The organism is Bacteroidota bacterium (genome assembly GCA_040388375.1).
Taxonomy (GTDB): Bacteria; Bacteroidota; Bacteroidia; order UKL13-3; family UKL13-3; genus JAAFJM01.
Genome location: JAZKBU010000006.1, coordinates 236,211 through 248,749 on the forward strand (window position 1 = coordinate 236,211; position 12,539 = coordinate 248,749).

At 34.4% G+C, this 12,539-nt stretch carries 8 protein-coding genes; 1 reads left to right on the forward strand and 7 read right to left on the reverse strand.

Annotated features, from left to right (window positions below; translation table 11 throughout):
* Positions 1-32 precede the first annotated feature (32 nt).
* On the forward strand, positions 33-4,415 hold the full coding sequence (locus V4538_10910; protein MES2381542.1) for a translocation/assembly module TamB domain-containing protein: 4,383 nt from the start codon (positions 33-35) through the stop codon (positions 4,413-4,415).
* Here the strand turns inward: V4538_10910 and V4538_10915 are convergent.
* From V4538_10915 to V4538_10945, 7 genes are all read right to left on the reverse strand, one after another.
* Entirely contained in the window at positions 4,412-4,843 is a 432-nt protein-coding gene (locus tag V4538_10915; GenBank protein MES2381543.1) for a thioesterase family protein, read from the reverse strand. The genes V4538_10910 and V4538_10915 overlap by 4 nt on opposite strands.
* Before the next feature lie 72 nt (positions 4,844-4,915).
* A complete protein-coding gene (locus V4538_10920; GenBank protein ID MES2381544.1) occupies positions 4,916-6,922 on the reverse strand; it encodes an LruC domain-containing protein in 2,007 nt (668 codons plus the stop codon).
* A gap of 312 nt (positions 6,923-7,234) precedes the next feature.
* Entirely contained in the window at positions 7,235-8,398 is a 1,164-nt protein-coding gene (locus V4538_10925; GenBank protein MES2381545.1) for a glycosyltransferase family 2 protein, read from the reverse strand.
* Between the two features lie 8 nt (positions 8,399-8,406).
* Positions 8,407-9,171, reverse strand: coding sequence for a methyltransferase domain-containing protein (locus tag V4538_10930; protein MES2381546.1), 765 nt, complete (start codon positions 9,169-9,171; stop codon positions 8,407-8,409).
* Positions 9,172-9,191: 20 nt separating this feature from the next.
* Positions 9,192-10,322, reverse strand: a complete 1,131-nt coding sequence (locus V4538_10935) for a glycosyltransferase family 1 protein (GenBank protein MES2381547.1) — start codon at positions 10,320-10,322, stop codon at positions 9,192-9,194.
* Positions 10,323-11,531: a glycosyltransferase family 2 protein gene (locus V4538_10940; GenBank protein MES2381548.1), complete on the reverse strand. Its 1,209-nt coding sequence runs from the start codon at positions 11,529-11,531 to the stop codon at positions 10,323-10,325. It lies immediately after the preceding gene.
* Between the two features lie 81 nt (positions 11,532-11,612).
* On the reverse strand, positions 11,613-12,533 hold the full coding sequence (locus V4538_10945; GenBank protein MES2381549.1) for a glycosyltransferase family 2 protein: 921 nt from the start codon (positions 12,531-12,533) through the stop codon (positions 11,613-11,615).
* Positions 12,534-12,539 lie beyond the last annotated feature (6 nt).

The window sequence follows — 12,539 nt, forward strand, 5'->3', positions numbered from 1 at the left end:
AAAATTAAGCCCTATATTTGGCAAAACATAAATTGAAGAAAATATTAATTAAAATATCGTACACCTTGCTGGGCATTTTTTTTGCCGGAATGTTGCTTATTTATTTAATATTTAACAGTTCACGTTTCCAGAATTTTATTATTCATAAGGCAGATACTTACCTGAGCGAAGCTTTTAAATGCGAAATAAGTATTGGCCGCCTTAATTACGATGGTTGGACTACTTTTAGCTTAGACCAGGTTTACTGGGGCGACCAGAAAAAGGATACGCTCTTTTATGTAAACAATTTAAAATTTGATATTGGGTGGATACAACTGGACTCTACCAAGTTTATTTTAAGCAAGGTTGATATTGATGGCGGCTACTGTAAAATAATTACCTACCCCGACAAAACGTTTAATATAGATGTACTCTTTAATATTTTAGACCCTAACGATACCATACCACCCGACCCAAATGCCGCAAAATTTAAACTGATATTTGACGAAGTAAATGCTGTGAATTGCAGGTTTAGGTTTATTGATTCCACTACCAAATTTGAAACCACAGGCTTTAATCCTTTTGATCAGGATTTTTATGGAATAAACATAAAGGCAACTCACTTTAAAATTATTCAGGACTCCTTACACTTTTTGTTAAAAGAAATGTCGGGGTTTGAAAAATGTGGTTTGCACATAAAAAACATGGCCTGTAAAACCACTATCTCTCCAACCATCATGGAGTTTGAAAACTTAAATTTACAGCTCAATAAAAGTACTATTAAAGACTATGGCAGCATGTCCTACACCAGTTGGGATAGTTTAGCCAGCAACTTTATTAGCAACGTAAAACTAAAAGCCAATTTAAAACAAAGCTATATTCATGTTTCTGATATTGCTTTTTTTGCTCCCTTATTAAAGGAATACGATTATGATGCTACCATAACGGCTAAAGTAAATGGCACCATTGATAATTTAAGTATGCGCGATGCCAGGATAAGGTATGCTGACCAAACGCAGTTTAACGGCAGTGCCAGTATGAACGGCTTACCTGATATTGACCAGACATTTATTGAAGTAAAGGCCGACTATGCCACCTCGGTAAAAAAGGAAATTGAGAAACTGGCTGGCATGGCTTTACCGCCTGAATTAGAGCGTTTAGGATTGATTAAATTTAAAGGGCATTATACCGGTTTTATAAGCGACTTTGTAAGTTATGGTGTATTTGAAACTCCTTTTGGCGTAGTAAGCACCGATTTAAACATGAAACTACCTGATGACCCGAAACAATCCGTTTACTCAGGAAAGTTAGACCTGAATAATTTTAATTTGGGTGGATTGCTGGACAATAAACAGTTTGGGCATGTTACACTTACCAGTGAAGTGGATGGAAAAGGATTTGACCTTAAATATTTAAAGGCCTCTTTAACTACTAAAATAAGCAACTTTACTTTTAATGGTTATAACTATAAAAACATAGCGTTGAATGGCAAAGCCAATAAAAAATTGTTTGATGGTAGTTTTAGCATAGCCGATGACAACATTCAATTAAAATTAACAGGTAAGGCAGATTTAAACAAAAAAGTTCCGGAATTTGTATTCAACAGTAAACTGGAGAATGCCAATTTAAAAGCGCTTCATTTTCACGACAAGGAAATTGTAGTGAATACCACTATTGATGGTGATTTTGCCATCAAAAACATTGACGTAAACAATGGAACACTTACCGTAAAAAATACGCTGTTAACGTATAATGAAACCGACTATATAATAAACCAGATAAACATTGTTTCGCGCAATGCAGGTACAGAAAACAGAAGGTTACTGTTACAAAGTGATTTTGCTACTGCCAGTGTAAACGGCAAGTATGATTTTTTAAACCTGCATAAATGTTTTGTCAATATATTTAGTGAAGTAATACCGGCTTACTTAAAACCTTATCCGGCCAACCAGATTACTGCCCAGAATTTCAACTTTAACATTAAAGTAAAAAATACCCAAAACCTTTCGCCTCTGTTTTTCCCTGATGTTGATGTAGAAAATTTAGAGCTGAAAGGCTCGTTTAGCAATACACAGAACAATATGGATGTAATAGGTTATGTTGAAACTTTCAGGTGGCAAACTTATTACTTAAACGATTTAACCCTTAAAACAGAAATAACCAGTAACAATAGAGCTTCGCTTTTATTTGGCATATCAAAGCTAAGTAAAAATGATACGGTGCTTATTAAGGAATTTGCTATCAATACCAATATAGCCAATAACAAAGCACAGCTTCAAATGCATATTCAGGATACAACCAGTATTGTATATGCCAATATAAACAGCACCATAACTTTTGACAGAAACAATATAAAGCTGGCCTTTAAAAAGTCTGACATTAGCTATAGCAAAACCAACTGGACTATTAATGAAGGTGGTTTGATTACCTTTAACGATACGGCTTTACATATTCAAAAAATACAAATCAGCGACAGAACGCAACTGTTAAGTATTGATGGCAGGTATAATATTCAAACCAATGAGAAAAATATTGCATTGAATTTAACCGACTTTGAACTAAACAATGTCAATACCATTTTCCCTGATTTATACATTACCTTAAATGGTAAAAGCAACGGAAGTGTTAGTTATCAATCCATACAAGATAAAAACATTTTCAAAGGCAATTTATTAGTCAAGTCGCTTCAACTGGATAACGACACCATTGGCGATATTGAATTAACAAGTGCTTTTGATAATAAAAACAACAGGTTAAGTTTTGAAGCCAACGCTTTAAATGGCAAACTGAATAATTTTAAAGCAACAGGTTATTGGATGCTTGACAATAATAAAATAGATGCAACAGTTACTTTAAACGATGCCGAGGTGAGTGCCTTCCAATCGTTTGCCAAAGACTTTATAACCCTTTATCAGGGTAAAGCAAGCATGAAAGCTATTATTAGCGGAACCATTAATAAACCTGAGGTAGATGGCTTTTTACAACTCAATAATGTAAGTACAAAAATTAATTATTTGCAAACTACTTATGCTTTTACCAATACCATTCACTTTAACAAAAACACCATTGAGCTATTGCCTTTTTACATGAGCGATATCAATGGTAAAAAAGCAAAGATAAGTGGCTCTATTAGCCACCAAAATTTTAGCCGTTATAACTTTGATATCAGCGTAAATGAATTCAAAGATTTTATGGTTCTAAATACTACTTCAAAAGACAATGCATTATACCACGGTAAAGCATTTGGAACAGGCTATATGACTATAAAAGGTCCGTTAAACGATATAGCGCTAACCATTAATGCTACCACAGAAAAAAACACCAAAGTAGCTATTACCCCTTTTGGCGTAAGCGATGGAACAGACGAAACATTACTGCACTTTGTAAGCCGCGATACTACCAAGGGTTTTGCTTTAACACGCAAGCAGGACTTAAACGGTTTTTCTATTAATTTCAAGTTGCATGCTACACCTGAGGCTGAAATTCAAATTATATTTGATGAACAGACTGATGATAAAATAAGGGCAACCGGGGTAGGCGAAATACGCATGGAATTAACGCGTGAAGGAGTATTTAATATGTATGGCGAGTATGTGGTAATTGAAGGTGATTATATTTTTACGGCTTTAAACATAGTACCTAAAAAATTCTTCCTGCAAAAAAGCACCATTAACTGGAGGGGCGATCCTTTAAATGCATCGTTAAATATATATGGTGTTTACAGGCAACGCACTTCTATCAGCGAGCTGGTTAACAATTCATCTACTGCAAGCAACGGAACAAGCGGAGCCACTAACCAAAAAACATTGGTTGAAGCTATTATGAATATCAGGGGAACATTAAGTCAACCGGAATACAGGTTTGATTTGAATTTTCCTGAGATAGATAATACCATGAACAGCAGCAGTATTTCTGACTTAAACTTAGTGGTAAATAACTTAAGGAGAGAGCCTGAAAACATGACTCAGCAAATTATTAGTTTAATGGTTTTTGGCAGGTTTACACCGCTAAACAATAATGCAAGCACTGTTAACCCAAGTTCCAATATTGGTGTCAATACGTTATCTGAATTAGCTTCTTCGCAAGTAACTTCTATTATAAACAGGTATGTACCTAATATTGACTTTAACTTAGACGTTCAGAATGCAATTGACCCTTCAAAAAACAGAAGTGTGTTGCTATCGGCTTCTACCAAATTTTTAAACAACAGGCTTGAGGTAAGGGGTAGTTTTGCTACTGATAATTCGCAAAACAATATATTGGCTCAATACAACATTTCGGCCAATGGTAATTTTAAAGCACGTTTGTTTAACAGGTTTACCACTGACCCTATTTTTAACCGCGGTAATATAACTACACAAGGTATTGGGCTTTACTACAGGAAAGAGTTTGATGGTATCAGGGATTTGTTCAGAAAACAGTTATATGTTGACTAAGCCAACTGCTCTACTTTATGCTTAAAATCTGTCGGTACGGCTACTGTTTTTCTTAAAGTATAATCGTAACAAACCATACCCGTTTTAGCCTCGGCTACCAAAACATTGTTTTCATTTTTGGTAAACCTGTAATATAAATCAAAGCTTTTTTCGCCTACATTATCTGTACCTATGGCTATGTTTATTTCATCGCCATAAAAGCACTCACTTTTATATACAATAGCACTATCGCCCATAATAACGGCTGCACCTGCCAAATCCATTTCGCTATAGTGCATACTTTTAAAATATTGCATCCGGGCTTCGTGCATCATAGCCAGGTATACATCGTTACTTAAATGATTGCCATAGTTTAAATCGCTTACTCTTACCTTTAACTGAATACTGAATTTTAAAACTGCCGGTATATCTAATACTATTCTTGCCATATTGTTTGCATAAAAAAATCCCAAACTTTAAAAGTTTGGGATTTCAATGATAAGTTTATTTTCTATCTAAATTTATGGTCTTACATAAATTTTAGCATTGTCTCTGTTACCTACTTTAGTGGTGTACCAATCTCTATTGCTGGCACCTCCACTTTGTGCCCAGGCAGCAAAGTTTAAATAGGCTTCTGTAATATCCACTTTTTCGCTAGGATATTGGAAAGGCACCGGTGTGCTTATAGCCCAAGGTAAATTAGTAGTTGATAAGTAAAATTTATTTAAACCAACATTGCTATCATCTATACCCTGACCAAATAAACCTGTATTGGCAATATTGGTAGGTTTTTTACCCGGTAAATGTACTTCCATGGTTGTTCCATGATCCACATCGTTTACATAAATAAACGGATTGTATTCGCTGATACCAAAGGTTGATATATCAATTGGGGTTGTTAACTGAAACGATGATGTAAACATTGTTGAATCAGAATAAGCAACGCCCGGCCATGTATTCCAGCTTGAAAAATGACTGCGTGAATCGTTAAAATATTGAATAACGGTATTGGTAGCTGCAGGTACTTTAGTTCCTCCTGTTACAGCAAATGAGTTGCTGTTAGGAACCGGAAACTCAACATGGAAAGCATGTGTAAAGGCTGCACCTGAAGCTCTGGTCACTACATTTGATTTTACTTCTACTACGTTGTTTGAAGCATTGGTTACTGCATTGTGACGGAACTCTACTACTAAATCGTTCAAATCGTAATCACCTTTATATGGCCAGTTGTCTTCAAACGCTACTGAACCATAAAAGCCACCATTAGGGTAATAGTTATCAAATGCTCTGTCCGGATCTGTTGGGTAATCATCATTTCCATCATCTACACCGTCACCATCGGTATCCGTATTTGAGGCAATTTTATATACTTTTTCTTTTGAAATAGCATTGATTACTGATGAACTTCCGTAGAACATTACATCATTAAAATCGTTATCAGGGTTCCAGTCGCGGTTTAAATCTTCAAAGCCAAAAATAAATCTGTCTGTTGAAGGGTCAAGCACCATTGATACGTGTTGTTTATCAGCATTCACTTCCGGGTTTAATGATTTTGTTGAGAAATATTTAGGGGTTAAAGGGTCAATATTGTTGGTACCAACAAATCCGCCTGAAGCTATACCAAAACCAATGGCTGTACCTGCAGGAAAATTACCAATATTAACTCTCATACCTGTTAACAATGAACCTCCATCACCTACTTTAGAAACGTTAGGATATACAATATAAAATGAATCAATATCGGCTTCTGTCAATGGTGGAAAATCTTTATCGTAAGTATAATAAAACAAAGTGTTTGTTAAACCGGCACCTTCGTTTAAGAAAGTAATGTAAACATCTGTTTGTTGGTTAATAATTAAAATACGTGATGAATAATTATCATTTACTAAACGAGGGAAAGTAGCTGCGTGGTTAATTGATTCTGGATACATAGAACCTACACGGTTTTGGAAAGGTACATCTACCACATCGTTAGGTGTTGCAATGTAACTAGGTAATCCGTCAGGTAATGACCATGTACCTAATTTTGATGAAAATTTAGCGTTTGATTTACCAAAACCTTTTGTTTTAGTAGCTGTACGTGGAATGGTTTTTACCGGAGCAGGGTTGCTACCTCCTAAAACCAAAGAAACATTTTTATTAGCTGTAACATCTACTACTACATTATCGCTTATATTGAAAGCACTGGTATTAATAATTATTTGATCAAGCGAAGAAGGGATAGTAACCTTGGCTTTAAAAACACCGTTTTTATCGGTCATACCTTTTAGTATTAAACTGCCATTGTTCTCTGTACTGTTAGTAGAAAGCTTCACAATGGTATTGTACGAAGGCATATCGTTGTTTGTTTTTAAAGTCAATGCCAATTCAACTTCCTTAGTAGTTTCGTAATGGAAACCATTTGGAACTGACATTTCGTTTATGTTAGAAACATTTTTGCCATTTGAATCTAATTCAGTACTTGTCTCGCGTTTACAAGCAAATAAAAATGCAAATGCAGCTATTAGAATGCTTACTATTTTTTTCATAATCTTATATTTTGTTCATAGGCTCAAGTAAAAATATACCTAACCCTTAACAAAAATAATTTTTTAGCATTCTCCACCATGAATAATTACCTGAGTAGAAGAAATATTGCGTAAATGGCTTTGTTTGGATTTAATTTAACTTTTCAAAAGCCTTCGCTCAGAACAAAAACAACATAATACACTATTTACCAATAAATTACAGGCAATAAAATATTAAATTAACATTGAGAAATAAAGAAACGAAGCACAAGAAGCCGCTTACATTACTAAAACAGCTATTCGCCATGCATTTGTTTTAAAACTGGCTTTTGTTTATGCTCTTTTAGCACGCTCCCACGAAACAGATTGCTTTCCTTTTACAAACCTGAACAATCCTAAATAAACACACAAATTCATGATGAAAAAGTAGTAAGGTACAAACAGCACTTTTACTTTAATTCTGTTGTTTTCTAAATACCAACCTAACAAGGCCATGGAATAAAAAAGTATCTGTGCTAAAAATATATAGGTATAAAGACCTCCTAAAGCATAATGAAGATACATATTCAATACAATTAAAATTAATAAGCTAAAGGGTGCTAATGTCCAACGCAAAACACGGTGCGATATGAACGCAAAAAACAAATTGAAATTATGAAATGGATTAAACGCTTTTCCTAAACGAAGCATGGATTGCCAAGCTCCTGCACTAATCCTTATCTTTCTTTTCAACTCTTCTTTTACATTGGCACTTGCTGTTTCTGCTGCCCATGCATTTTTTTCGTAAATAACCCTATGCCCATCTATAGCAATTTGCATCGATTGCATTAAATCATCAAGCAAACTATCGGCAGGCAATTCCTTGTACAAATTGGTTCTGTAACTCATTAACTCACCGGCAGCACCTACCACACTATAAAAATCGGAATCGAGTTTTTTTAACAACGACTCATACTTCCAGTATATACCTTCACCTGCAGTACTCGCTCCTTCTTTATTGGTTGAAATAATTCTTTTTTCGCCAGTAACCGCACCCACTCTGTCATTTTCATAATGCTTTACCAATTCTTTTATGGCATCAGCATTGAGGGTTGTATTGGCATCGCAAAAAACCACTATTGGTGTTTGTACAAACTTCATGGCCCTATTCATGGCTGCAGCTTTACCACTTCTTTTGTCTTCGTGTAAAGCCAATACTTCTGCATATTTTTTTATTCTAGCATGGGTATCGTCTGAGCTGCCATCGCTTATAAAAATAAGCTTTAATTTATTTTTGGGATAGTTTAAAGCTAAACTGTTTTGTATTTTTTCTTCTATATAATCAGCCTCATTAAAGCATGGTACTATTAAGGTTACCTCGGGCTCAAACGTAGCACTATAAACAGGCTTAGCAATAATTGCATTTTTAATTTTAACTATTGCATATATAATAATTCCATAGCCTATGTAACTATAGAAAACAATAAAAATACATACCCAAAAAATTATTTCAATCATTATATAAATTATTTAGTCCAAGCCGTATAAAAACCACTTGTCAATTGTTTGGGAATATAGTTAGCAAAAGCACAATCCAGTTTTTGTAAAAAATAAATTCGTCTGGTAAACCAACTGTAAGGGAAAATTCTTTCTACAAAATCAGCATTATCCCATTTTAGTTTTTTAAACCCTGCACCATGTAACATTTTTGAAAACTGACTCACTGTAAAAAACTGCGTGTGTGTTAAATCAGCATTTGACGACTGCATAGTAGCATTTGCATAACCCAACATGCGTTTAAACGATACGATTGATTTATCTAAATTTTTTCTGTGTAACCACTGCATTGGCTTGGTAATTAATACCTCGCGAGGGCCAAAACCATTAGGCACGGTAGCTACAAAAACGCCTCCGGGTTTTAGTATTCTGTATATTGATTCTACCAACTCCCAAGGTTTATCTAAATGCTCTAATACCTCGCTACATACAATGGCATCAAAACTATTGTCAATTGAAAACGCATTGGCATCATACACTTCAAATTTCACATTGGGTAATGTATTTTTTTGCGATGCTGTATCTATTGATGTTTTATCAATATCAATTCCCTTTACATTAAAGCCAACCACACCCAAAGCCATAGAAATATTACCATTCCCACAACCAATATCTAAAACTGAAATTGATTTATTATTGATACTTAATATTGAATCTACAATAAAATCAAGTCTTTTAAAATCTTCAGCATCTTTATAATTTGTAATTGAGTGATAATCTTTTGTTGTGTCCATAAGTTAACTATAATTTAAAATTAAGCTCCATACTGGTTGTACAATGCAAGTGTTTGTTTTGCATTGGCTTCCCAAGTAAAGTGCTCAACTCGTTTCAATCCTTTTTTTATTAATTGTTGTTGTAAATTTAAATCTTGCTGCAAGTTAAGTATTGCCTCCGCAATTTCTTCCGGTTTAAACGGATTTATTAACACGGAAGCCGCTCCTGCTACCTCCGGCATGGAAGAGGTATTGGAGGTAATGGTTGGCACTCCGCAAGCCATTGCTTCTAATAATGGAATACCAAAACTCTCACGCAATGATGGATATAAAAACAACTCTGCCTGAGAGTAAATGGCCGGTAAATCTTTATTGGGAACATAACCACTAAAAACTATATCGTCCATTAAACTTACATCGCCTATCTGTTTCATCGTAGCCATCAAATAATCCCTGTCTATATCAAGCATTAGTAATTTACTGCGTAATTTACCTTTGCTTTTTAAAACAGACAGTGCTTTTAAAACACCGATTACATTTTTTTTAGGATCGGTATTGCCTAAGTAAAACATAAAATTATCGGGCAAGTTATAAGCCTCTTTGGTGCGTTTTAGTTCAGCCTCATCTGTTACGCGTTTAAAGTGAGCCCCTACTCCATTATATACAGACGACACTTGACCGTTTGTTAGGTTAAAGTAAGATGCGATGCGTTGTTTTTCAAATTCGGAAACAGTAATAATATGCTTGGCTTTTTTTACCACTTTGGGTACATTCCACCTGCGGTATAAGTTACCAATAATTTGATAAGTTGTACCTTTTGTAAAGTTCCACTTTTCTAAATAAATAATATCGTGCAGGGTTATTATTAAAGGCACTTTTAAATTAATGGGTGCAGTATTACTGGTACAATGTAACAAATCCAGTTTATATTCACTTACTGCTTTTGGTAAATGCACTTGCTCCCATAACGGATATGAAGACTCTTTTAAATGAACTATTTTGCAATTAGCGGTTTCTGATAATGCTGTTACATCTTCTACGTTATTAACAAATATAAAATACTCGTTTTTACTGTCAAGAACCTGTAGCTGCTTTATTAACTCTAAAGCAACCATATCCATACCGTGTTTCTTTTTCCTGAAAATACGTTGTGCTTCTATTCCAATTCTCATCTAGTTGTCTCCTTTCACATCTGTATCTAATTCGTTATGAACTGCTTTATGCGGAGTATGAATAAAATTTTTGGTTGCAGCTCCTTTCGTTTTAAACAAAGCCAAAAACATAAGACCAATAGCCTGTGGTAAACGGAAAGAGGCTTTTATGGTATTGGAATTAATATAACTTGGTGGTACTGCCAGTATGTACGATACTAAGCATAACACAAAAAGGCATAAAAATAGTAGACCAAAGTATATATGAGTGGTAAATACGGTTAAGGCTAAAATAGCCGATATACCAAAAAGCAATACTCTTGGCAATAAAATTTTCTGTATGGATTTATCAAAATAGTCAAAGTTTCCACGCAGAAAAAGTTCTATCAAACCTTCGAAAACAATTTTATTGAAATCAAAAAACTGTGATGCTAACCAGCGTCTGCGTTGGTTGGCAAAAACCATTGAAGAGTCAACCTTTTCATCAAAAACCAATGCATCGTTTTCGTAGTGAATTTTGTGTCTGTCTTTTAAAAGGCGCATCTCTAATTCTTTGTCCTCAACAGGACTTTCAATTTCGAACATTACTTTTTTAAAATACGCGTATTGTATGGCCGTTCCGCTACCTATAAGCGCTGATGAAACACCTAAGCCAATATGACCTTTTCTGAAAATATGGTTATTTATTTCTTCACTTAATCCATCTAATATGGCAAATGAAGTATTTAAATTTTTTGCTGTTCTATGTCCCTGAATAACCATTTCATTATCCTGCAAACGGAGATTTATTTTCTTTAAAAAATCGTACTCCATAATGTTGTCTACATCAAGAATAAGGCAGTAGTCGTATTTCTCAGGTAAAAAGGCAAGGGCTGTGTTTAACGATTTAGCTTTGGTACTTACTTCAAAACTAACGGGTATTAAAGTAATATCTTTTTGAGCCAGTGTATCGAGTGTTTTTTCTGAAAGGCTGTCGGCTATAACAATTATATCGTATAAGCTTTTATCGTAGTTCTGTAGTAATGACTGATTAACCGTTTCTATAATAACGGCATCACTTTTATAAGCCGGAATAAGTACTGCAAATGAATTAAGTTTTTTGGCTTTCCTGTTAAAGTTCGTTTTCTTATAAAAAAACGCCCCCCATGAGTAAAAACTAATATAGATTATATTAAAGCCTATGTAAATGAGCACAACTAGCTCTAATAAAAATTGTACTGATTTTAGCATATAATGTACAATTATATGAATAAAAAACATGTTTTATACAACTAGACAAGCCTCACAGGCAAATTTTATTCTAGTTGCTGTTTAAAAATCATTATACACCTTTTGTTCGTTTTGGTATATATTTTTACCTGTAGCATTCCAGAAAACACCTCTTAAATAAGCTTTTAGCAACAGGAACTCTCCTTTTAGCAAATAATGAAAAACTCCTTTTGGAAAAGCCAATAGCATAAAAAACAAAATACACACTAACTCTTGCATGCCTGTGGTATTTCGCCTAGTAAAAATTAACCTGTTACGGGTTAAGTAATAGGTTTTTAAAGGGCTATGCTTACCTGTAGTAATTGATTCTTTGTGTAACACTTCTGAGTATCCGCAATACCAAATTTGAAAACCGGCTTTTTTTATACGTTCGCAAAAGTCCATTTCCTCGTAATACAAAAAGTATAACTCTGCTAATAGGCCTACTTTATTTAAAGCCTCCCTGCTTATCATCATAGCTGCACCGTGGCCTAATTGTGTTTGGTAAGTGGTGTTATAGGCTGCTGTATTTTTTTCGCCAAAGCCTACTGAAAATCCTCTTCCTGTATAAAAACTTATTCCTGTATGCCCTGCATATTGTATGGTATCGGGATGGTAATAGTATAACAACTTGGATGATGCTATACCAATTTTAGGATTAGATTCCATTAAAGCTACCATAGGCTCTAAGAAATCTGCCTTTACTTCGGTATCGTTATTGAGTAAAAAAACATATTTACCTTTAGCCTCGCGTATGGCTAAATTATTGCCCGCAGCAAAGCCTAAGTTTTTTTCGCTTTTTATTAAATGTATAAAAGGAAATTTTTCTTTTAAAATATCTGGTGATTCTACTGAAGCATTATCAACTACAAATACTTCTATATTTTTATAGTTTATGTTTACAACTGAATGCAAAAACTCCTCGGTAATTTTATTACCGTTATAGTTAACTGTAATTAAGGATACAAGAGGTAATTCACTCATAACTGT